This is a genomic window from Brachybacterium equifaecis, from assembly GCF_023509525.1.
Taxonomy (GTDB): Bacteria; Actinomycetota; Actinomycetes; order Actinomycetales; family Dermabacteraceae; genus Brachybacterium; species Brachybacterium equifaecis.
Map to the genome: position 1 here is coordinate 184,249 of NZ_JAKNCJ010000001.1, position 22,599 is coordinate 206,847.

Consider the following 22,599-nt stretch of genomic DNA (forward strand, 5'->3'; position numbering starts at 1 on the left):
CCTCCCGCCGCCGCAGGGGTAGACTCCCATCCGACATCCACAGACAGGGGAGCACCGCTTCGGTGCTGAGAGTGCGCAGCTGCGCAGACCCTCGAACCTGATCCGGTTCATACCGGCGTAGGGAGTCGGGATTTCTTCCGCGCGCGGGCCGTCCCGGTCCCGTGCGCGGCCCCTTCCATCACGGAAGGAGATCACGATGTCGACTGCACCCACCACCACCTCCACGGGCGGCACCTCCGAGGGCTCCGCGCTCGCGCGGCGGCCCCTGCTGGCCTACCGCACCGTGGACCTCGTCCTCACCGTCGCGATCGGCGTCGTCTTCGGCGTCGTGTTCGTCGGCTGGGGCCAGGTCTACAACCTCATCACGCCGCTGCAGGCGGCGTTCCCGCCCGCCGTCGGCCTGCTGACCGGCGTGTTCTTCCTGCCGGCGCTGCTCGCGGCGCTCATCGTGCGCCGCCCCGGCGCCGCGCTGCTGGCCGAGGTGATCGCCGCATTCCTGTCGATCGGTCTCGGGGGCCAGTGGGGCTTCGGCGCGATCCTCAGCGGCCTGATCCAGGGCGCCGGCGTCGAGCTCGCCTTCGCGCTCACCGCCTACCGCCGCTTCACCCTGCCGGTCGCGATCCTGGGCTCCGTGCTCTCGGGGCTGTTCGAGTGGGTCTTCGAGCGCTTCGTCTACTACGCCGAGTGGTCCTGGACCTTCGCGTTCGCGCACCTCGGATTCTTCCTCGTCTCCTCGGTGCTGCTGTGCGGTGTGCTGGGCTGGGCGCTCGTGAAGCTGCTCGTCGGCACGGGTGCGCTGAGCGCCTTCCCGGCCGGGCAGCGGATGCGGACCGCCCGCGCGTGAGCACCCCTTCCGCTGCCGACGGCGCAGCGACTGATGCCGATTCCGGCACGGTCGCCCGCGCCGCGTCGGCGACCGCGCCGGCCGCGACTGCTCTGACGATCACCGACCTCACGTGGGTGCCGTCCGGGCGGTCACGGCCGACGCTGGACGCGCTGAGCCTGCAGATCCCTGCGGGCCAGCGCGTCCTTCTCGTCGGCCGCAGCGGCAGCGGGAAGTCCACCCTTCTCCGGGCCCTCGCCGGACTGCTCGATGAGAGCACCGGGGAGCTCTCCGGTTCCATGCCTCTCGCGGGGCGTCCCGGGGAGCGCGCACTGCTCCTCCAGCAGCCGCTGCACGCGATCGTCGGCGCGAGCGTGGGCCGCGATACCGCATTCGGGCCAGAGAACGCCCGCTGCTCGCGCCCGGAGATCCAGGAGCGGGTCTCGCGAGCGCTGCAGGAAGCCCGCGTGGTCGGCGCGGAGGATCCGCGCACGAGCGCCGATTCGATCCCCTGGGAGCTGAGCGGCGGGCAGCAGCAGCGCCTCGCCCTCGCGGGCTCGCTGGCACTGGAGCCCGGCGCGCTCCTGCTCGATGAGCCCCTCAGCATGCTCGATGGGCCGACGGCGCAGTCCGTCCGCTCCGCGATCCTCGAGGCCGCGCGCGGCCGCACCCTGGTCGTCGCCGACCACCGCATCGAGGACTGGCTGCCGCACATGGACCGGGTGATCGTGCTCGGAGACGGCGCCCGGATCCTCGCCGACGGCACCCCGGCGCAGGTGCGGGCACAGGGGATGCTCGGCGGATCGGCGGCAGCGGACCCCGGGCGCGCCGACGTTTCCGGTGCCGGGAACGCCGATGCGCGCGAGGCCGCAGCTCGGGAGGCCATCTCTGGGGAGCCCGCAGCCGAAGAAGCCTCCGCCGAATCGACCCCCGCGCCACTGCTGCGCGCTCGCGATCTAACGATTCGCCCCCGCCGCCGCGAGGGGGTCTCCGCCCGCGCTCATCGCGCGCTCCCGCCCCTGCTCACCGGGATCGATCTCGATCTGACCCCGGGCTCGCTCACGGCGATCATCGGGCCGAGCGGATCGGGGAAGACCACCCTGCTGCGCGTCCTGCTCGGGCTGGACTCCCCCGCCGCCGGTTCCCTCGAGGCCCCGCGCGGCGCGGACCTCGCCTTCGTCCCCCAGGAGCCCGAGCACTCCTTCCTCGCGCTCACCGTGCGGGAGGAGGTGACCGCCTCCCCCTGGGTCCCCGATGCGACCGACGTCGATGCGCTGCTGCGCACCGCAGGGCTCGAGGATCTCGCCGACGCGAGCCCGTACACCCTCTCGGGCGGGCAGAAGCGCCGCCTCGCGGTGATCTCCGCTCTCGCCCAGCGCCCGCGGCTGCTGGTGCTCGACGAGCCGACCGTGGGCCTCGACGCCGAGAGCTGGGCGCAGCAGCAGGCCCTCCTGGATTCGGCCCGGGCCGAAGGCGCCGCGGTGCTCGTGGCGACCCACGATCCGCGGCTGATCGCACGCGCGGATGCCGTGCTCGACCTCGCCGCGCACCGCCAGGATCGCGCGCTCGCGACGGGACCGGGGCCGAATCCGGGCACGAGCGGCGAGACTGCCGCGCGCACGCTCCTGCGCCCGATCCGGCGCCGGCCGCGTGCACTCACCGATGCGCTGAACCCCCTGTCGCTGCTGCTCATCGCTGCGGCCGCGGTGGCCGGATCCTTCGGCATTGCCACCTGGCAGACGGGCCTCGCATCCCTCGCGCTGGTCGCGGTGCTTGCGCCGCTGAGCATCCGCACCGTGCGCGGGACGCTTCTGCGGCTCGTGCCCGTGGGGCTCGCGGCGGCGGGCCTGTGGTGGTCCACGATGCTCGCCTCCGAGCTGCCCGCCTTCACGGCAGGATCCGCCCTGCTCGGGCTGAAGGAGGCGCTGCGCATCGCCTACTTCGTCGCGCCCGGCGTGCTCGCCTTCACCTCCCTGGATCCGACGGCCCTCGGCGATGCGCTCGGCGGGCGGCTGCGATTGCCGGGCAGACCGGTCGCGGCGAGCGTCGCGGGTCTCGTGCGCGCGGGCCTCACTGCGGATGTCTGGTCGCGGGTCCTCGAGATCCGCCGCCTGCGGGGGCTCGATGCGCGCTTCTCCTGGCGGCATCCCCTGCGCTCGAGCGTGCAGCTCGTGCGCACTCTCTCCTCGACCACCCTCGCGGTGCTGCTGGACGCGATCCGCTCCGCCGAGCAGCAGGCCCTCGCCATGGACGCTCGCGGCTTCCAGCAGGCCCAGCGCCGCACGTGGGCGCTGCCGAGCCGGTTCAGTGTCGCCGATGCGACTGGAGCAGGGGTTGCATTCGGGCTCGCTGCCGCTCCGTGGGTGATCAGAGGACTGACCGGCTGACAGGCTCATCTAGCCATGGATCCGCTAGGCTACAGTCCAGGCACACCGCCGAACCCCACGATCCACGGATTGCGACGATCCGGTCCCCGTAGCGAGTGCTCCAAGTCAACTTCCCAACTGGCGGACGACGCGCCGGCTGACCGCAGCTTCACCTTTTCGCATACAGGGCCGCGGACTGCCGAGGTGCGGAAACCAGGCTCGCCCACACTCGAGAATCAGCACCCACGCTCGCCTTAGTCGCTCATTGAGTTGCCCTCCTGGCACAGCCATATCTGCGTATCCACGCTCCGGAGTACGGCCCTACGACGTTGCCGCCCGGACCGAGGCACGCCTCTCAACGCCGACATGCCGGGCCCCCTCGTCCAGTCCCGTACGATGGACACAAACGATGACTGGGCTGTCCCGCCTACGCAGAGAGGAAGACCATGGCTGCGCTCGGAGAGCACATCACCGCCATGGTGCGTAGCCATGCAGCCGGTGATGACGCGGCGTTCTACTCCGTGGCGTTACAGGTCGCCGCCCGGGAAGCCCGAAGCGGGCATCACACTATCGCGGAGAACATCAAGAAAAGCGTCGACAGCTCCCGGCAGGTCACACCGCGGAGCAACATCACCAAGCTTGCGCAGCCCCGTGGGGACCTCGCCGAACTCGTGGAGACCACCCACCCAGCGGTCACGTTGCGAGAGTTCGTCGCTCCGCCAAGCCTGACAGGGCAGATCAAGCACATCATCGCTGAGCAGCGTCAGCGGCAGCGATTGCTTGAACATGGCTTCGCGCCGGCGCACCGTCTTCTCCTGGAGGGGCCGCCGGGTACAGGCAAGACCATGACAGCCAGCGTCCTTGCGTCCGAACTGGCACTTCCGATGTTCACTGTCCGCCTAGATAGCTTGCTCAGCAAATACATGGGAGAGACGGCCGCTAAATTGCGAATCGTGTTTGAGGCTGTCGCCCAGCGGCGCGGCGTGTACCTATTTGATGAGTTCGATTCACTTGGTGGCGACCGGAGCGGAAATGACGTTGGTGAAGCTCGTCGGATCCTGAATTCTTTCTTGGTCTTCCTCGAGGGAGTCAGTCCTGAGTCTATTGTGATCGCGGCTACCAATCATCGCTCCATTCTCGATCGCGCATTGTTCCGCCGTTTCGATGCCGTCCTGGCTTACCAGCTACCGGATGCCCGTCAAGCAAGTGCCGTTATCCGCGCACGCCTCGGATCACTCGGCACGGGTCTGAGCCTGGCCAAGCTCGGTGACCACACCAACGGACTGAGCCATGCCGACCTAGTGAAAGCTGCGGAGAGCGCAGCGAAGGGCGCATTGATGCGCGGGCAGAGCGCCGTCCGTCGAGAAGATCTCATCACAGCGTTGACCGCACGCCAGCAGGCAAACATTGGCTGACGAGTTGCCGCATCTCGATCACCTCTACATCGTCGAGCGAGCTGCAAATGAAGAGTTCTCTCGTGGAGGGCAGGGAAACCCAAAGGTCCGCTCGGTCAAGCACCGCGCCCACGGCCTGCTCATGCGGGGCCAGCTTCAGGAAGCTTTCGCGAAGGCCGACACGGAGCGCCACCAGGTCAGCATCACCGCCGAGGACACTCAGACTCTCGGCACTGTTATCGTTCTCGAGGGCGCCGACGCCACATATCCTCTCAAAGTCGAATCGCTCGACCGCCTCAGCACACATCGGAGGTCCCCGAAGCGCCCGATGTGGCTCCTCCTCTCCGTCCACCCCGCCTCCAGTGATGCGCCCGAACGAGCGACGGTATGGGTGGCCGATGCCTACCGGCCCAAATTCCTGCAGCTGTTCGATGATTACCTAACGAAGCTCTCCACCAAGGCGGATGAAAAAAAATGGAGCACCCCGGAGGGGAACCCCGCCAACCAAGCCCTGATCGCCAACATTGCTCGGATCCGAAAAGCGATCCTCCGCGATCTGTGGACCTCCGAGAGTGAACCACCGACACGGGGACTGCACTGGTGGGAACTATGGCTAGACACAACGCAGCCAAACTATGAACTCTTGGACGCCTTCGCCGCGGCACACAAGCTCCGAATAGCGAGGCACTCAGTAACTTTCCGAGATCGCATCGTGGTGTGGATTGAGGCGACTTGGGATCTGTTGCAAATTTTGCCCTTCACTGGCGTTCCCATCGCGGAGGTCCGTCGACCCGAGTTCATCGAAACTGTGGAGGATCTCCCCGCACAGGAACAGGACGAGTACGTAGTCGACCTCGTTGACCGGATCATCACGGCCGCCGACGAAGCGCCGGCAGTCACACATCTCGATACCGGCGTCTACCAGGGCCACCTTCTGTTACGCGATTCCCTACACCCCCGCGATGTTCACACTATTATTGGTACGTCGGGAGCCGATGTCGCTGGTCACGGGACGACAATGGCCGGCCTAGCCCTGTACGGGAATATCGACTCGCTACTCGTATCGAACAACCCCGTACAGCTTGAGCATCGGCTCGAGTCGGTCCGCATGAAACCCGGGCGCGGAGAGCAGCTCCTCGACCCACTGGATTTCGGTACCGCAACCGCCACCGCGGTCTCACTCCCAGAGATCACCGCTATTCGGCGTCGAGTCTTCTGCCTACCACTAAGCGCAAAGCCTGACCGCCCGGGCGAGCCAACACTGTGGTCAGCGACCGTCGACGCGCTCTCTGCAGGGACCGAAATCATTCGAAACGGCACCCAGCTTCGACTGCTGTCCGCGCCGGAGCCGGCCGCGGCCCGACTCATTGTGGTCGCGGCCGGAAACGTGGACAGCTACCAAATCGACCATCGATCCGAGTCCGACACCTCCGCCATCGAAGACCCTGCTCAAGCTTGGAACGCTCTCACGGTTTCCGCGCACACCGAGCTAGCCAGTGCGCCATCTGATCCTGCTTACCAAGGCTGGACGCCGCTAGCCAACGCAGGCGACCTCTCGCCGCACAGTCGCACCTCGGTGATGTTCTCGACTCGGCAGTGGCCCATCAAACCCGATATCTGCATGGAAGGCGGGAATGTCCTAAGCGACGGCGCTACCGGATTCGAGGACAAGCACCCCCTGTTGTCCCTGACATCATCAGGAATCGCGAATGACCGCGCACTGACCTCAGCGAACGCCACCAGCGCCGCCGCTGCGCAGGCCGCACGTTTAGCCGCAATAGCAATGGCCCGCTATCCGGAGTACTGGCCGGAGACGATTCGTGGCCTATTGACACACTCAGCAGAGTGGACGTCAACAATGCGCCAGGAAATCGCGGCCGCAAGCGGCAAGACGGCGCGCCTATCTCTGTTGCGCCGCTACGGCTGGGGCGTGCCTACGGACGACGCGGTGCTCAACTCATCATCGCAGGCAGTGACGCTGGTCAGCCAGGATGAATTCGTACCGTTCGACGGCACCGATTTCCGCATGCGTCATTTCCGTCTTCACAACCTGCCCTGGCCACGGGAGGCACTCGAAGAGATTGGAGATGACGACGTTCGCTTGCGGGTTACCTTGTCCTACTTCATCGAGCCGTCGGCCTCACGCCGCGGTTGGCGCCGCCGCTACTCGTATGCGTCACATGCACTGCGCTTTGAACTTCAAAGTCCGTTGGAGTCCCAGCGGGACTTTGTTCAACGCGTCAACCGTGATGCGCAACGGGACGAGGAAGTTGCCAGCAGAAGCACGTCCAGTTCGGACCGCTGGCTTGTCGGGCCTAACCAGCGGAATGTTGGCTCCCTTCACCAAGATGAGTGGACCGGCAGCGGCCATGAGCTCGCCGCGTCTGGCTCCCTAGCCGTCTATCCTGTCGGCGGCTGGTGGAAAAACAACGGGCGGGCCGACCGCACCTCCTTGCCAGTGCGCTACGCGTTGCTGGTGTCGCTGCGCACCCCTCGCACCGACATCGACCTCTATACGCCGATTGCTAACGAGATCCGGGTCGCGACTCCGATCGCCATTGAATAGCGACAAATACGTGCTCTCCCACACGCCAGACCCCTTGGCAGCCGCGGCCGCCGACCCTCGCTTCCTGCGTGGCAATCCGCAGCCCGTTCAATCAAAACCGCTTGCCAAGGCGCAGGTTGGCGAATGGAATCTTTCCGTACTCATCCACGAAGGCGTCCAGTAGCTGGGTCTCGACCTCTTCCGGATCCCGACCTGGGGTCGGACACCAGGCGACCAGTAGATCCGCATGATCGGCCATCTGCCATACCAGGCGCCCTCCGGAATGCCCCACAGGCTCACCATCACCGAAGCGGCGGTATTCCTCAAGGCGCTTTCGCAGACCGCGCCTTCCTGCCTTGCCGATCGCAGCCTTTCCAATGTACAAAACGTGGGCACCAGAAACCCAGGCCCGCTCGAGCGCAGAGAGGTCAGTGACCGTCGGATCCCTTCCTTTGAAATGGCCTGCAATACTGTGCTCCAGAAACACGGGCGGGTCGTTCGAATCGCGAATGACGACGTAAACCCCGTCTACGTTCGGGAGGGCCTCAACGGGCACGGTCAGCAGGTCGGCAAAGGGCACGAAGCCGCGGAACCCGATGCGCGTGAGCCCAGCCCGGGTCCATGTCGAAGTCACGGCGCCGTCATCGTGGCGTAGTGGTCGAAGAGGATGCGAGCACGGTCCTCGTTCGAGCGCGGTGCCTTCGTGGCGCCGAATGCGCGGTCGACCACGCGGTCCAGTGTGTTGTGCGCCTTCACGAGCACGGGATCCATGGCGAGCGGGCTGTAGTGCTGGGCGAGAGATCGCTCGGGGTGGAGCGCCCGGGCGTCGAGGACTCCACGCCCCGCGGCGGAAATCGCGTCGCGCTGGGCAATTTCGAGATGAGGCAGCGGGAAGTTGTTCCAGGTGATCGTGCTGGAGAAGCTGAGGTCAGACTTCATCCGGCCGCCGACGGCCTTCATCCAGGTGATGAACGCGGATGAGGACGCGATGGCGAAGACCAGGCCAGTCTCGTCGATCGCGCCGTAGACCTTGTTGGAGATGATCGTTCCGGGATCGAGGTGCGCGACGGGAAGGTACCGGCGTGCTTCGGAGCTGACCTCGGGGATCGCCACGATGGGTACGTCGGCCATGATTCCGAACTGCCGGAACAGGTGATGGTGGGGGTAGTCGCGGGTCGATGCGGCTTTCGAGGCGGCACGGAAGTCGCGGACGGCGGCTACGCGATCTCGCAGTAGAGTCGAGCGCTGCAGGTCGGTGGGGTCGACGTCCCGCAGCCACAAGCACCACCGCTTCTGCCCGTTGATGAGTTCCTTCGAGCCCATATACGGACGAACGAACTTGGCGGCCAGTGGATCTGCCATGACCTCCGTGTGCTCGGCAGGGGTGATGACGAAGTTCCCGTCATCGGTAGCCATGGATCCTTTGACCACGGTCGGAATCAGTGGGCTTAGGGGAGTAGAGCGCTTCTCGACGAGGATGTTGCGTGCGTCGAGAAGGTACGCGTTGATGCCGATCTTGACGGGAAGCTCGTGGGGGTCTGCTTTGGGACTTTCGTACTCGAACAGGCGGGGGCTGGTCTTGGTGTCCTGGGTGAAGCCGACGATGACGCAGTGCACGGCGGCAGCGCCGGGGGCTTCGCTGGACCAGGCAAAGGTCTGGTGGGCGAACTTGATCTTCCAGCCGGCCTCGAAGATCGGCTGGAAAAGGCGGGCGGGCTGGTCACCCTGGGTGATGGAGTTGGTGGTGACGAACGCCCACTGGCCCGCGTAGCGGTAGTTGGCGAATAGGGCAAGGGTCTTGGCGTGCCAGCCCGTCACGTAGTCCATGCGGGACAGGACCTTGTTGCCGCCCCAGGCGTTCTGGAGGTCTGCGAGCTGGTCGGCGCCGCGCGTGTGGTCTCCGAGGAAGGGCGGGTTGCCCATGACGAACAGGGAACGTGTCTCGGGGACGATCCGCTGCCAGTCATCCTGGAGGGCGTTGGCCACGGTGATCCGCGCCGAGTCCTGGAGGGGGAGCATGGGCACGGAGTAGCCGAGGGTGAGGTTCACGGCCTGGTTGGCCTGGTGCTCCATGAGGAACATCGCGGTGCGGGCGATGGTGGCCGGCCATTCCTCGATCTCGATCCCGTAGAACTGGGAGAGCTTCACGTGCACGCGCGATTCGGCTTCGAGGGAGAGCTGTGCGCGGGCGGGGTCGAGCTGCTGGAGGCGCTCGTGGATACGCAGCTCGAGGGCGCGCAGCTCGCGGTAGGCGATGATCAAGAAGTTCCCGCAGCCGCAGGCAGGGTCAAGGAAGATGAGGCTGCCGAGATGCGTCAGGAGCTTCTCGAGCTCGTTCTTCTTGGCGCGGGCCTTGGTGAAGCGCTCCTCGAGCTCGTCGAGGAACAGCGGGCGGATGAGCTTGAGGATGTTCGTCTCGGTTGTGTAGTGCTCTCCGAGTTCGCGGCGGGCCTTCTTGTCCTTGACCGCTTGGAAGAGGGACCCAAAGATCGCGGGGCTGATCGAGGACCAGTTGAAGTAAGCCGCCTGGAGCAGCAGATCGCGTGCGGCGCGGTTGAAGTAGGGAATGTCGACAGCCTCACCGAACACCGAGCCGTTGACGTAGGGGAAGGCCTGGAGCAGGTCGTCGTCCCGGCCGTAGCGCTTGTCCTCGGGCTTGTTGAGCGCCTGGTAGAGGGTGGCGAGCTGGGCACCGAGATCGGAGCCGTCCTCGCTGGTGCGCTCCTCGATGTAGCGGGAGAACAGGTCTCGCTCCCACAGGCCGGCGTCGTCGGCGTAGAGGCAGAACAGAGTGCGGACCAGGAAGATCGACGCCTGGTGCTCGTCGTACCCGGTGGCCTCAAGGTGCTCGTACAGCCCGGCCATGAGCTGCGCGGCCTTGATCGACGCAGCTTCCTGCTCGGCGCTGCCGAACTTCGTGCGGCGGTAGCCGGCCAAGAACATGAGGTCCTCGACATGGGAGGGCAGCTCATCGAGCGTGAACTCGATCAGGTCGTCGATGTCCGGCTCGACGGTGAGGTCGAGCATGCGGAAGCGTCGGAAGTCGCTGGTGATGATGAAGTCTGGACGCTCGTTCTCCGAGAGCGACTCGATGTAGTCGAGGGCCTGTGCCTCGGCCTTGACGAGGTCTGCCCCGGCCGACTTCATCTCGATCAGGGCGGTCCCGGAGATCAGGGCGTCGATGTACCCGCGCTGCCCCGTGGTGGCGCGCTCGGCGCGCTTCTCATAGACGGCCGCAGTGCGACCGCTGATCCCGAAGACGGCGAGGAGGCCACGCACGAACTCCTGGGCCTCGCCACGCTCGTACCCTTCAGCGTCGCGCCACTCCGCCGCGAAAGTAGCTGCGCGAGAGCGAATGTCGGACAGGACGAGCGGCTTCTGCACCATGGAGGCATTATCCATGCTTCGCTGTCGCAGGTCCTGACGTCGTCGACGCCAATGGGACTCGGCCGCTGGGCACCAAAGTCGCCTGGCTCAGGCTGCTTCCGATCAGCGAAGATACGGTGCGTCCATGACGAGCACGCCGCCCCCTGCCGAGGCCACGAGCCCGGAGCCCTACGAGTCATCCTCTCCCGCGAGTGACTCCGTGGACCCTGCCGTCCTCGACCTCGCCCACCGCATGTTCGATGCGGCCCGCGCGGGTGATGCCGCATTGCTGCTGTCGCTGCTGGAGCAGGGGGCACCTGCGAACCTGCAGGACCCGCAGGGGAACACGTTGCTCATGCTCGCCGCCTACCACGGCCATGCCGATCTTGTCCGGGAGCTCGCCGCGCGCGGGGCCGATGTCGACCAGGTGAACGACCGCGGCCAGTCGCCGCTCGCCGGTGCCGCCTTCAAGGGGACGCACGACGTCGCCGCGGCGCTACTGGAGGCCGGCGCCGATCCGGACCTCGGAACCCCGAGCGCTCGCGACACCGCCGCTTACTTCAAGCGCGGCGAGATCACGGCCCTCTTCGATGAGACGAGAGCCTGAACGCCAGCTCGCAGCGCCACCGATGCAGATGCCCAACGCTCGAGGAGGAGCCCTCCGATGACCGAATCCGTACCCATGAGCCCCAGCCCGAAGGTGGAGGAATGGCAGCGCGATCTTGCCGCCGGGCGGCGCATCGAGCTCCGGCGCTCCCGGGTGACGAATATTCTCCTCGCCCTGCTGATGCTGGGGCTCGCGATCCTCTTCGCGTTCCTGGCGCGGAGCGCTGACGACGGGTCATTCATCCCGTGGTTCGCCGCAGTCTGCTCCCTGGTCGCTTTCGCCGTCTTTGCCTATCGGGGCGTCTCCGCGCCGCCGGCTGCGATCATCTCGCCCGAGGGCGTGAGCCGCGGGGACGGTACGAACCCGATCCCGTGGTCCGAGATCAGCGACACCGGGGTGATCCGCTCCCAGCGCAGTCGCTTCGTCGCCCTGGTGCTCACTCCGCAGGAGGCAGCGCGCCGCACCGAGCTGGGTGAGCCGACAGCAGACCTCACCAGTGACAAGGGCGAGACGGCGACCGCGGCGTTCCTGCCCAGCGGCATCCCCTCCGAGGACGACCTCATCGCCCTGATCGAGATCGAGCGTCAGCGACGCGGCTGAGCTCCCCTCAGCCCCGCGGGTGGCGGAACCGCATCGGGACGTGCTCGATGCCCGCCTCCATGAACACGGGGCCGGTCGTCTCGTATCCCATGCCGATGTACCACTGCTCGAGGTAGGCCTGGGCGTCGATGTTCACGTCCTGCTCGGGCGCGAGCTCGTGGGTGACGTCGAGGGCCGCGCGCATGATGCGGCCGCCGAAGCCGTCGCGGCGGTTCTGCGCGCGCACGGCGAGGCGGCCGATGCGCATCGACCCGTCGGGCTCGGTGAGCACGCGGATGTGCGCGGCGGGCTCGCGCTCGAGGCCCGCGGCCTCTGCGTCCTCGCCGGGCACTTCGACCCACAGCAGCGTGGTCCCGCTCTCGAGATCGCGGCCGTCGAGGTCGGGATCGCTCGCCTTCTGCTCCATCGTGAACACGTCCTGGCGCAGCTTCGCCAGCAGGTACACGGTGCGCGGATCGATGTCCCTCACGTGCGCGCGGCGCAGCACGGCGCCGGTGGCGGGATCGGGAGCGGAGGCGGCGGGATGGATGATCGGCTGCGGCATGGGACGAATCTAAGCGATCTGGGCGGGTGCAGCCGCACTCGCGGGCCCGGCATCCCCGGTATCAGACCGGCCTCCCGGATCCCCCGCCTGACCGGCCGGATCCGCCCACGGACCGGCAGGGTGCTGCGCGGTCCACGGCGAGCGCCGGGAGCGCACGCTCTGGCAGCGGGGGCACCAGAAGACGGTGCGGGCGGCGAGATCGCGCGAGCGGATCTCGGTCCCGCAGATCCGGCACGGAAGGGTCTGGCGGTGGTAGACGTAGAACGAGCGCTCGCGCGCGACCGCGTCCGGATGCTCCTCGCCGTTCTGCAGCGTGCCCCGGGAGCGCTCGACGATCCGGGCCTCGATGTCGCGGTGCTCGGGCTGGGTGGTGACGATCCGCCCCGTGCGCGCCCCGTAGCGCAGCAGCGGCACGAGGTCGTCCCAGATGCCGCGCACGATGCCCGCGCTGAGCTCCCGGCCCGGCACGAAAGGATCCAGGCGTGCCCGGAAAAGGACCTCAGCGCGATAGATGTTGCCGACCCCGGCAATGACCTCCTGGTTCATCAGGAGCGCCCCGATCGTGGTGCGCGAGCCGAGCACGCGATCCACGAAGCGCTGCGGGTCGGCGTCGGCGCGCAGCGGATCGGGGCCGAGGCGCTGCAGCAGGGCGTCGCGCTGGGAGGAGTCGTACAGCTCGCAGGCCGTCGGCCCCGTCAGATCGGCGAGCCCGGATACGCCTTGGAGACGGAGCCGGGTCGTCGGCCGCGGGAGGATCGCTCTCCAGCCGGGCTCCGCACCGTCTTCGTCCGCAGAGCCGTCGGCCCCCGCTGAGCTCTCCACGGCCCGAGTGCTTCCCGCGAGCGCTTCCTCGCGCTCCCCCACACGCAGCCTCGGCGCGCCGATCGCTCCGGCGAGCGCGAAGCCAGGATCCCCGGCGAACGTCCAGGAGCCGTAGAGGCCGAGGTGCACGTGCACGATCCGCGCTGCGGGGCCCTCGGGGTCGCTCTGGGCATCCGGGGTGAAGGTGATCAGCAGGTGCTTGCCCGCGGCTTCTGTGCGCGCGAGCACCCAGCGTTCGAGCTGCGCGGCCTCCTCGAAGCGGCCCTGGGGGCTCGAGACCCGCACCCGCTGCCCGCCGAAGCCCGCATCGAGGGCTCCGGCGAGGCGGTGGATCGTATGGCCCTCGGGCATCAGGAGGCGGGCGCCTCGTAGGTGCCGGTCTGCTCGTAGCGGGCCATCAGCGCGATGCGGCGCGCGTGGCGCTCCTCCTCGCTGAACGGCTCGGCGAGGAACAGGTCGATCAGATGCTCGAGCTCCTCCTCGGAGTGCTGGCGCGCGCCGACGGAGATGACGTTCGCGTCGTTGTGCTGGCGGGCGAGCTTCGCGGTGTCCTCGTTCCAGACGAGCGCCGCGCGCACGCCCTTCACCTTGTTCGCGGCGATCTGCTCGCCGTTGCCGGAGCCGCCGATGACGATCCCGAGGGACCCGGGGTCTGCGACCACCGCTTCGCCGACGGCGGTGCAGAACGGCGGGTAGTCGTCCTGCGCCTCATAGGTGTGGGCGCCGTGGTCGGTGACCTCGTGGCCCTTGGCGGTGAGGGAGTCGACCAGGCGGTTCTTCAGCTCGAAGCCGGCGTGATCGGTGCCGATGTGGACGTGCATGGGTGTGTGCCTTCCGGGAGAGGAGCGAGGATCAGTCGAAGACGGGGCCGGTGGTGCGCGAGCGCTTGAGCTCGAAGAAGCTGCTCACGCGGCTCATCGCCTCGAGCCCGTCGAACAGGACGCCTGCCTCCTCGCCCTTCGGGGCCGGGGAGATGACGGGGCCGAAGTAGGCCACGCCCTCGCCGAAGGAGATGACCGGCGTGCCGACCTCGTCGCCCACGAGCTCCACGACCGCCTTCTGGCGGGCGCGCAGCTCGTCGTCGAGGGACTCGTCCTCCAGCGCGGAGATCAGCGAGGCATCCAGGCCCGCCTTCTCCAGGCCGGCCTCGGCGGCGCCGGGGTTCTCCTTGTTCCCGCCGACGTGGAAGGTCTCGCCCCACGCGGTGTAGAACGCAGCGAGATCCTCCTGGCCGCCTGCCTTCTCCACGGCGAGCGCGAGGCGCGCAGGGCCCCATGCCTCGTCCATGTGCTTGCGGTAGTCCTCATCCAGGTCGCGGCCCTCGTTCAGCGCAGCGAGCGACATGATCGAGAACGTCGGTGCGATCTCGCGCACCTCGGCGGCGCTCAGCAGCCAGCGGCTCGTCATCCAGGCCCAGGGGCAGATCGGATCGAAGAACAGTTCGACAGGGCGGGCGCTCATGGGGTCTCCTCCGGGTGGTGCGGGTGCGTGCGGCCATTGTGGCACCCGTCTCCCGGCCCCGCCTGGGACGACCAGCGATGCGGGGTCGCGCGCCCGTCCCGCGGGACTCGCACAGCGCGAGAGCGCGTCGCACGAGCGCGGTGCGAGAGTGCCGGGCACGAGTGCAGTGCGGTGAGCGGATCGACAGCGCCGGTCCCGCAATTCTGTTGCCGGGGCCCGCCGTTCAGGGTTGGATCATCAGGTGCCCGACTCCCCCGCCCCCTCCTCTCCCGCACCCGCCCCTCCCGCAGCCGGCGCTCCCGCCGGCCGGCCCCCGGTCTCCGTGATGCGCTCGATCGTGCGCGATCACCGCCGTCAGCTGCCCTGGATCCTGCTCGGCTCCTTCGCCGTCGAGGCGATCGACATGGCAGTCCCCATCCTCATGGGCCTGGTCATCGACGCCGGCATCGTGCACCGCTCGCTGAGCATCACGATCCTCGGCGCGCTCGGGATCGTGGCCCTGCGCCTGGTCAGCACGTTCAGCTGGGCCGCGATGTTCCGCGCCTCCCAGCGCGCCCGCATGTACCAGCGCCACCGGCTGCGCGTGGCGGTGACCGGCGCGGTCCTGGACCCGCGCTCGAACACGGTCGACCGCCCGGCCGGGGAGATCCTCTCCATCGCGACCTCGGACGCCGACAAGGCCTCCGACGTCATGGACATGCTCCCCTGGGCCGTCCCCGCCGGCGCCGCGGTCCTCGCGGCCAGCATCTGGCTGGCCATCCTGGATCCCTGGCTCGGCCTCGCCACCCTGATCGGCATCGTCGTGATGGTCCTCGTGGTCCGCGTCATCACTCCGGCGCTCTCGGCCCGCTACGACGCCCAGCAGTCCAAGGCGGCCGACGCCGCCGCGACCGCCACCGATCTCGTCCACGGGCTGCGGGTCCTGCAGGGCCTCGGCGTGCAGTCCCGAGCGCGCGCCCAGTACCGCCGCCGGTCGCGATCCGCGCTGGACGCCGCACTGGTCAACGCCCGCTTCTCCGGGGTCTCCAGCGGACTGACCACACTGGTCACCGCCGTGATGATGGCCGCGGTCGTCATCATCGCCGCCCAGCGCGCACTGATCGGCGAGCTGACCCTCGGCACCCTCATCGCCGTGGTGGGCGTGGCCCGCTCGAACATGGGGATGCTCCAGGGCCTCTCGGGCCTTCCCGTGTGGTGGGCGAGCATGTCGACCTCCGCACGCCGCGTGCGCGACCTGCTCGCCGACCTCGGCCGCACGATCGACGATCCCGAGCTCAGCATCGCGCACCTGCGCTCCGCGCGAGACGACCGCGGAGAGGGCGGCGCCCCCGTCGGCCGGCGTCCCGGCACCGGCGGGCTGCGCATCTCCGGCTCTCCCGGCACCGCCCTCGAGGGCGCCGAGATCGCCGTCGCCGACGGGTCGATCCTCGCCATCGCCTGCGCCGACGGTGCCGATGCCGAGGAGGTCCTGGACGCCGTGCGCACGAGCAGCACCGGCCTCGCCCGCGCGGACGTCCTCCTGGAGCCGCACGTGGTCGACCTCTTCGACGGCTCGCTGCGCACCCAGCTCGCCACCCGCGCGCCCGCCGGGCGGGCACTGGACGGCAGCGACGACTCCTGGGCCGACGCCGCCCTGCACGCCGCAGGCGCCGAGGACCTCCTGCGGATCCTGCCCGAGGGCTACGACACCCGCATCCTGGACCGCGGCGCGAACCTCTCGGGCGGGCAGCGCCAGCGCATCGCGCTCGCACGCGCCGTCGCCTCCGACGCCCCGGTGCTCGTGCTGCACGATCCGACGACGGCCGTGGACGCCGTGACCGAGCAGCGCATCGCCGAGGCGCTCACGGCGGCCCGGAGCGAGGACGATCGCGCGACGCTCCTGATCACCCGCGCCCCCGCACTGCTGCGGCAGGCCGACCAAGTGGTCTTCGTCGCCGGCGGCGAGATCGCCGCGAGCGGGACCCACCAGGACCTGATGGAGCGCGAGGACTACCGAGAGATGGTGCGCCGATGAGCACGCAGACCACCGCCCCCGCCGCGGGGCGCACGATCTACGGGATCGACTGGGAGCGGTCCACCGAGGACGTCCTCGGTGAGGATGCGACCGCTCTGCGCCAGCTCGACGAGCATGCGCAGATCCTCCCGGTCGCGACCGTCGGCGCGTCCTTCGCGCATGTCGCGCGCCGGCTCCTGGACCTGTGGCCGATGACGCTGGCGACGCTGCTGGTCGTCACCGGCGGCGCGGCGGCGGCGGCCTGGATGCCGCGCCTGATCGGCGGGGCCGTCGTGATCGTCGAGCACCACGGCAGCGCTGCGGACGTCTGGCGCCAGGGCGGCATGATCGTCCTGGCGGGAGCGCTGCAGGCGGTCCTGTCGGCGCTCGGCTGGGCCCTCGTCTCGAGCCTCGGCCAGCGGATCCTCGCGGGGATGCGCGAGGAGGTCATCGACCGGGCGCTGGACCTCCCCGTGCAGACGATGGAGATCACCGGCATCGGCGACGCGCTCTCGCGCGTGGCCGACGACGTCGACATCACCGCGCGCGCCGTGAACAACGTCGTGCCGAACCTCATCCAGATGGGGTTCTACGTCCTCATGACCCTGATCGGCATGGCGACGCTCTCGCCCTGGCTGCTGATCCTGCTGGTCGTGGTGGTGCCGATGTACGCGGCCGCAGCCGTCTGGTACCTGCGCCGCACCGCCCCGATCTACCGTCGCGAGCGGGTGGCGATGGGCGCGCGCGCCCAGGGCCTGCTCTCGGCCATCCAGGGCATCCCGACCGTCCACGCCTACGGCATCGAGCGCCGCGAGACCCGCCACGTCTCCGTGCTCTCGGAGGTCGCCGTCGTGCTCGGGATGCGTGTGATGGTGCTCGTGACCCGCATGGTCAAGATCCTCGCGATCCCCGAGAACATCTCCATCGCCCTGGTGCTCGTGCTCGGCTACGCGATGGTGCACGTCGGCGGCGCCTCGATCGGCACCGTCACCGCGGCGAGCCTGTACCTCATCAGCCTCATCTGGCCGATGATGAACCTGATCTTCAGCCTCGATGACGTGCAGTCGGCCGCGGCGAGCCTGACCCGCATGGTCGGCGTCATCGAGTCGATCGACCCGGCCGCCTCCCCCGGCGACGAGATCCCCGCCGACGGCTCGATCAGCCTGCGGGGCGTCTCCCACGCCTACGGCGCCGCCGAGGACGCGAAGGGAACCGGCGCCGCGCCCGAGCGGATCATCCTGCAGCCCATCGATCTGGAGGTCGCCCCCGGGGAGACGATCGCACTGGTCGGCGCCTCGGGCGCGGGCAAGTCGACCCTCGCCTCGATCCTCGCCGGCACGCTCACCCCGCGCTACGGCCAGGTGCTGCACGGCGGCGCAGATCTCGCCCGCGCCGACCTCGAGGCCGTGCGCCGCCACTCCTCGATCGTCAGCCAGGACGTGCACGTCTTCCGCGGCACCCTCGCGGAGGACCTGCGCCTCGCGCGGCCCGAAGCGAGCGAGGACGAGCTCTGGGGAGCCCTGGAGCGGGTGGACGCGGCCTCCTGGGTGCGCCGTCTGCCGAAGGCCCTGGAGATAGAGGTCGGCGAGAAGGGCGAGCGCCTGACCGCCGAGCAGTCCCAGCAGCTCGCGCTCGCGCGCGTGGTGCTCCAGGATCCCGCGATCCTCGTGCTCGACGAGGCCACTGCCGACGAGGGCTCTTCCGGTGCGCGCGTGCTCGAGCGGGCGGCGCTCGAGGTCGCGGCGGGCCGCACCACGGTGATCGTCGCGCACCGCCTCTCGCAGGCGAGCACCGCCGATCGCATCCTCGTCATGGCCGATGGCCGCGTGGTCGAGGAGGGCCCGCACGCCGAGCTCGTCGCGCGCGGCGGGGTCTACGCCGGGCTGTGGTCGGCCTGGAGCGGCGAGAGCAGCTGAGCGGGCGGACGCGACGCGCCCGGGGCGGGGCAGTCCTGTGCGTGAACTGGGCATCTGGTCCGTGACGTCCAGGTTTTCCGACGGCGCAGGCGTTAGGGTCACGGGCATACGCCTCCCCCTCGCGGGGAACTGATCCCGGGCCGATGGGCCGGTCGCCCCGGGTCCCGCGGGGCTGACCCGGCCAGGAGACGGCATGTCCTCCACGACTCGATGGTCGCCTGGAGATCAGGTGACCTGGACCTATTACACCCTGCAGCACCCGACGCGCACCGTCCGCCCCGGCACGGTCGTCCTCGACGACGACCGCGGGATCGTGGTGTGGGTGGCCCCCGGCACCGAAGTGCTCCTGCCCGTGCTCTCCAGCGGAGCGCCGCTGCGCCGCGCGGGCGACGAGGGCATGTTCACCCAGCCCCGCGTGCAGTCCAAGCAGCTGTGGACCGGCAACGGCATCCTCATGATCGGCCTGCCGGACAAGCCCTACTCGGTATGGCTGTTCTTCAAGGACGACGGCACCCTCGGCTGCTACTACGTGAACCTCGAGACGCCCTACGAGCGCACCGAGGAGGGGGTACGCACCCGCGATCTGGTGCTGGACCTCGTGGTCCTCCCCCGCCGCGACTGGCACTACAAGGACGAGGACGAGCTCGAGGGCGCCGAGCGCGTCGGCTACTTCTCGCCCGAGGAGGCCGAGCAGATCCGCGAAGCCGGGCGGATCGCCGAGAAGGACATCGCGGAGTGGACGTATCCTTTCGCCGCGGGCTTCGAGCACTTCTTCCCGGATCCGCGCTGGCCGATCCCGAGGCTCCCCGAGCACTACACCTGGGATCTGGACTTGACGACCCGTTCGTGACGAGCGATCACTCCCGGATCTGGACGATCCCCTCGGACTCGCCCCATGCACGGTCCGCTGTCAGGACCTGCACCTCGAGCCGCTGTGCGAGAGCAAGGCACAAGCGATCGCCCAGAGACAAGGGCGATCCGGAAGCCGACATCCCTGCGGCCATCTCCGCATCTGCCTGCGTCACCGGCTCGATCGACGTTCCATAGCCTTCGATCAGCGCGCGGACGGCCTCCACGTCGGCCCCGCGAGCAGTGACCTTCTGGAAGATCTCGGACCAGTTCGCGGCGCCGACCACGCCACCCCGCTCGAGCTCCTGCTCGACACGATCAGCCCCCGCTCTCCCTGGAGGAAGGCGAGGACGGCGGAGGCATCGAGGACGATCACGACTGGTTCTGGCGCGATGCCTCGACCCGGCGCTGAGTGATCAGCTCCTCCACCAGGTCACCCCCCGCCAGCTGGGCGCGCACCAGGGCCTTCAACTGATCACGGGAGGCCATCACCACTCCCGCGGGAGTCTCGATGAGATGCAGCACCGTGCCCTCTTCCCAGTGCTGGCGCCCGCGCAGCGGCGAGGGGATGACCATGCGACCGCGGTCTCCCACGCGAACAGTCTCCGTGGTACTCATGGAGGAATCGTCCCACCTGCGGCTTCAGGACGGTCACGGCACCGTCTGCCCAGCCGGACGCCCCTCCTGCCGCGATCAGGTGGCCCGGGGACCGCGGCGATGGCAGGATGGGAAGCATGCCCACAACAGAGAACCTCACCCGCGACGAAGCGCGAGAGCGCGCATCCTTCCTGGCCACGGACACGTACGACGTCCGGCTCGACCTGACGACCTCGGAGACGACCTTCCTCACCGAGACCACCATCCGCTTCCGCTCGAGCGCGGCGCGCGAGACCTTCGTGGACCTCATCGCCCCCGCCGTGCGCGAGATCGAGCTCAACGGCGAGCTGCTCGAGGATCCGGCCTCCCGCTTCGACGGCGCGCGCGTGCAGCTGCCGGCGCTGGTCGAGGGCGAGAACGTCGTGCGGATCCTCGCCGACGGCGCCTACATGAACACCGGCGAGGGCCTGCACCGCTTCGTCGACCCGGTCGACGGCGAGGTCTACCTCTACACGCAGTTCGAGGTCTCCGACGCCCGCCGCATGTTCGCCTGCTTCGAGCAGCCCGATCTGAAGGCCACGTTCCGCTTCACGGTCACCGCTCCCGACCACTGGCGCGTCATCTCCAACATGACCACCCCGGAGCCGACCCCCGCCGGCGAGGGCACCGCGACCTGGGCCTTCGAGCCCACCGAGCCGATCTCCACCTACCTCACCGCGCTCATCGCCGGGAAGTACGAGGGCGGCACCGGCGAGATCACCACGCGCGACGGCCGCACGATCCCGATGGGCGTCTTCGCCCGCGCCTCGCTCGCCGAGCACGTCGACGCCCAGTACGTCATCGACATCACCAAGGCCGGCATCGACTTCTACGAGGAGGCCTTCGACTGCGACTTCCCGTTCACGAAGTACGACCAGGTCTTCGTGCCGGAGTACAACATGGGGGCGATGGAGAACCCGGGCGCGGTCACCTACGTCGAGAGCTACGTGTTCCGCTCCGAGGTCGCCGACGCCGTGCGCGAGCGCCGGGACCTCACGATCCTCCACGAGCTCGCCCACATGTGGTTCGGCGATCTCGTGACAATGCGCTGGTGGGACGACCTGTGGCTGAACGAGTCCTTCGCCGAGTACGCCTCCACGCTCGCCTCGGCCGAGGCCACGAAGTGGACCGACTCCTGGACCACCTTCGCGGGCTCCGAGAAGGCCTGGGCCTACCGCCAGGACCAGCTCCCCTCCACCCACCCGATCGTCGCCGACATGGTCGACTTCGACGCCGTGGAGACGAACTTCGACGGCATCACCTACGCCAAGGGCGCCTCGGTGCTGCGCCAGCTCGTCGCGTACGTCGGCAAGGACGCCTTCTTCGAGGGTCTGCGCGCTTACTTCCGCAAGCACGCCTGGGGCAACACCGAGCTGAAGGACCTCCTGGTCGAGCTCGAGGCGACCAGCGGCCGCGATCTCAGCTCCTGGTCGGCGCTGTGGCTCGAGACTGCGGGCGTGAACACCTTGCGCCCGCTCGTGGAGCGCGACGCCGACGGTGCCGTGACCTCCTTCGCCGTCGAGCAGAGCGCCGCGGCCGACTACCCGACGCTGCGGCCCCATCGCCTGCGGATCGCCGGCTTCTCCCTCGAGGACGGCGTGCTGCGCCGCACCGAGAGCGTGGAGATCGACGTGGACGGCGAGCGCACCGAGGTCCCGGACCTCGTCGGCAGGACCGCGGAACTCTGGCTGCTCAACGACGGCGACCTCGCCTACGCGAAGATCCGCCTCGACGAGCAGTCCCTCGCCGTGGCGATCGATCATCTGCGCGACATCGAGGATCCGCTCGCGCGCACGCTCGTGTGGTCGGCCGCCTGGGACATGGTCCGAGACGGCGAGCTGCCCTCGCGCCGCTTCCACGCCCTCGTGCTCGCGAACATCGAGGGCGAGTCGTCCTCGAGCGTGATCCGCACGCTGCTCGGCCAGGCGCGCACCACCGCGGGCGCCTACGCCGCGCCCTCCGAGCGCGCCGCGCGCACGGCGCTGACGGCCGACGCCCTCTGGGATCTCGCCGAGCGCGCCGAGGCGGGCTCGGACGCGCAGTTCCAGTTCCTCGAGGCGTTCACCCACGCCGCCTCGACCTCCGCGCATGCGGAGCGGGTGCGGAGCCTGCTGGAGGGCACCCTCGTGCTGCCCGGCCGCACGGTCGACACCGACCTGCGCTGGACCCTCGTGACCTCTCTCGCCGCCCTCGGCGCCATCGACGAGGCCGCGATCGATGCGGTGCTCGCCGAGGACGACACGCAGTCGGGCCGCAAGCGCGCTCTCACCGCGAAGGCCGCGATCCCGACCCCGGAGGCGAAGGCCGCCGCCTGGGAGAGCATCGTCGAGCGCGAGGACCTCGCCAACGAGTCGCTCTCGGCCGTGGCGCAGGGCTTCTCCCGCGTCCACGACGGCGCGCTCATCGCCCCCTACGAGCAGCCCTACTTCGCCATGCTCGAGCGGGTGTGGGAGGAGCGCTCCAACGAGATCGCCAACCGCATCATCCAGGGCCTGTTCCCCGCCGACTTCGGCGGGCAGGAGGTCGTGGACGCCGCGGATGCCTGGCTCGAGGCGCACCCCGGCGCGCCGCTCGGCCTGCGCCGCCCGATCGTCGAGGGCCGCGACACGGTCGCCCGTCAGCTGCGTGTGCGCGCAGCCGATATCGCCTGATCCCGGGCGGGGGCTGAAGGGCCCCT

General features: G+C 68.9%; 18 protein-coding genes and 1 riboswitch. Of the genes, 10 read left to right on the plus strand and 8 right to left on the minus strand.

The features are described from left to right. Positions 1 to 35 precede the first annotated feature (35 nt). A riboswitch (TPP riboswitch) is annotated at positions 36 to 141 on the plus strand. Positions 142 to 196: 55 nt separating this feature from the next. From Bequi_RS00880 to Bequi_RS00895, 4 genes are all read left to right on the plus strand, one after another. Further along, on the plus strand, positions 197 to 844 hold the full coding sequence (locus tag Bequi_RS00880; RefSeq protein ID WP_249736108.1) for an ECF transporter S component: 648 nt from the start codon (positions 197 to 199) through the stop codon (positions 842 to 844). Further along, entirely contained in the window at positions 841 to 3,210 is a 2,370-nt protein-coding gene (locus Bequi_RS00885; RefSeq protein WP_249736109.1) for an ATP-binding cassette domain-containing protein, read from the plus strand. The genes Bequi_RS00880 and Bequi_RS00885 overlap by 4 nt, the downstream gene beginning before the upstream one ends. Before the next feature lie 425 nt (positions 3,211 to 3,635). Continuing rightward, the gene (locus Bequi_RS00890) at positions 3,636 to 4,604 is read left to right on the plus strand and encodes an AAA family ATPase (RefSeq protein ID WP_249736110.1); all 969 of its coding nucleotides are present in this window, start codon (positions 3,636 to 3,638) and stop codon (positions 4,602 to 4,604) included. Next, positions 4,597 to 7,149: a S8 family peptidase gene (locus tag Bequi_RS00895; RefSeq protein ID WP_249736111.1), complete on the plus strand. Its 2,553-nt coding sequence runs from the start codon at positions 4,597 to 4,599 to the stop codon at positions 7,147 to 7,149. Before Bequi_RS00890 ends, Bequi_RS00895 begins: the two co-directional genes overlap by 8 nt. Positions 7,150 to 7,240: 91 nt before the next feature. On the opposite strand, the gene Bequi_RS00900 is transcribed toward Bequi_RS00895, so the two are convergent. Together Bequi_RS00900 and Bequi_RS00905 are read right to left on the minus strand one after the other, a co-directional pair. Continuing rightward, positions 7,241 to 7,762 carry a hypothetical protein gene (locus Bequi_RS00900; protein ID WP_249736113.1) on the minus strand — a complete coding sequence of 174 codons (522 nt, stop codon included), beginning with the start codon at positions 7,760 to 7,762 and terminating at the stop codon, positions 7,241 to 7,243. After that, entirely contained in the window at positions 7,759 to 10,515 is a 2,757-nt protein-coding gene (locus tag Bequi_RS00905) for a class I SAM-dependent DNA methyltransferase (protein ID WP_249736114.1), read from the minus strand. Before Bequi_RS00905 ends, Bequi_RS00900 begins: the two co-directional genes overlap by 4 nt. A 124-nt stretch (positions 10,516 to 10,639) precedes the next feature. On the opposite strand from Bequi_RS00905, the gene Bequi_RS00910 reads away from it, so the two are divergent. Continuing rightward, positions 10,640 to 11,101, plus strand: a complete 462-nt coding sequence (locus Bequi_RS00910; RefSeq protein ID WP_249736115.1) for an ankyrin repeat domain-containing protein — start codon at positions 10,640 to 10,642, stop codon at positions 11,099 to 11,101. A gap of 57 nt (positions 11,102 to 11,158) precedes the next feature. Continuing rightward, the gene (locus Bequi_RS00915) at positions 11,159 to 11,701 is read left to right on the plus strand and encodes a hypothetical protein (RefSeq protein WP_249736116.1); all 543 of its coding nucleotides are present in this window, start codon (positions 11,159 to 11,161) and stop codon (positions 11,699 to 11,701) included. 7 nt (positions 11,702 to 11,708) lie between these two features. On the opposite strand, the gene Bequi_RS00920 is transcribed toward Bequi_RS00915, so the two are convergent. The 4 genes from Bequi_RS00920 to Bequi_RS00935 are packed head-to-tail and all read right to left on the minus strand — an operon-like array spanning position 11,709 to position 14,528. Next, the gene (locus tag Bequi_RS00920) at positions 11,709 to 12,245 is read right to left on the minus strand and encodes a GNAT family N-acetyltransferase (protein WP_249736118.1); all 537 of its coding nucleotides are present in this window, start codon (positions 12,243 to 12,245) and stop codon (positions 11,709 to 11,711) included. A gap of 9 nt (positions 12,246 to 12,254) precedes the next feature. Then, a complete protein-coding gene (locus tag Bequi_RS00925; RefSeq protein ID WP_249736120.1) occupies positions 12,255 to 13,418 on the minus strand; it encodes an Fpg/Nei family DNA glycosylase in 1,164 nt (387 codons plus the stop codon). Continuing rightward, complete coding sequence (locus Bequi_RS00930; RefSeq protein WP_249736121.1) at positions 13,418 to 13,888, minus strand: ribose-5-phosphate isomerase; 471 nt, start codon at positions 13,886 to 13,888, stop codon at positions 13,418 to 13,420. The genes Bequi_RS00925 and Bequi_RS00930 overlap by 1 nt, the downstream gene beginning before the upstream one ends. Before the next feature lie 31 nt (positions 13,889 to 13,919). Continuing rightward, the gene (locus Bequi_RS00935; protein WP_249736126.1) at positions 13,920 to 14,528 is read right to left on the minus strand and encodes a mycothiol-dependent nitroreductase Rv2466c family protein; all 609 of its coding nucleotides are present in this window, start codon (positions 14,526 to 14,528) and stop codon (positions 13,920 to 13,922) included. A 241-nt stretch (positions 14,529 to 14,769) separates the two neighbouring features. On the opposite strand from Bequi_RS00935, the gene Bequi_RS00940 reads away from it, so the two are divergent. The 3 genes from Bequi_RS00940 (at position 14,770) to Bequi_RS00950 (ending at position 19,287) form a co-directional block, all read left to right on the plus strand. Further along, entirely contained in the window at positions 14,770 to 16,542 is a 1,773-nt protein-coding gene (locus Bequi_RS00940; RefSeq protein ID WP_249736127.1) for an ABC transporter transmembrane domain-containing protein, read from the plus strand. Next, positions 16,539 to 18,437 (plus strand): ABC transporter ATP-binding protein, encoded by a 1,899-nt coding sequence (locus Bequi_RS00945; RefSeq protein ID WP_249736129.1) that lies wholly within the window; start codon positions 16,539 to 16,541, stop codon positions 18,435 to 18,437. The genes Bequi_RS00940 and Bequi_RS00945 overlap by 4 nt, the downstream gene beginning before the upstream one ends. Before the next feature lie 193 nt (positions 18,438 to 18,630). Further along, positions 18,631 to 19,287: a ribonuclease FAU-1 family protein gene (locus Bequi_RS00950; RefSeq protein ID WP_249736130.1), complete on the plus strand. Its 657-nt coding sequence runs from the start codon at positions 18,631 to 18,633 to the stop codon at positions 19,285 to 19,287. 7 nt (positions 19,288 to 19,294) lie between these two features. Here the strand turns inward: Bequi_RS00950 and Bequi_RS00955 are convergent, their stop codons facing one another. Both Bequi_RS00955 and Bequi_RS00960 read right to left on the minus strand, forming a co-directional pair. Further along, positions 19,295 to 19,573: a PIN domain-containing protein gene (locus Bequi_RS00955; protein ID WP_249736131.1), complete on the minus strand. Its 279-nt coding sequence runs from the start codon at positions 19,571 to 19,573 to the stop codon at positions 19,295 to 19,297. A gap of 85 nt (positions 19,574 to 19,658) precedes the next feature. Further along, positions 19,659 to 19,904, minus strand: coding sequence for an AbrB/MazE/SpoVT family DNA-binding domain-containing protein (locus Bequi_RS00960; RefSeq protein ID WP_249736132.1), 246 nt, complete (start codon positions 19,902 to 19,904; stop codon positions 19,659 to 19,661). A 116-nt stretch (positions 19,905 to 20,020) separates the two neighbouring features. Here Bequi_RS00960 and pepN point away from each other — a divergent pair, with 116 nt between their 5' ends. After that, positions 20,021 to 22,573 carry an aminopeptidase N gene (gene pepN / locus Bequi_RS00965; RefSeq protein WP_249736133.1) on the plus strand — a complete coding sequence of 851 codons (2,553 nt, stop codon included), beginning with the start codon at positions 20,021 to 20,023 and terminating at the stop codon, positions 22,571 to 22,573. Positions 22,574 to 22,599: the final 26 nt, after the last annotated feature.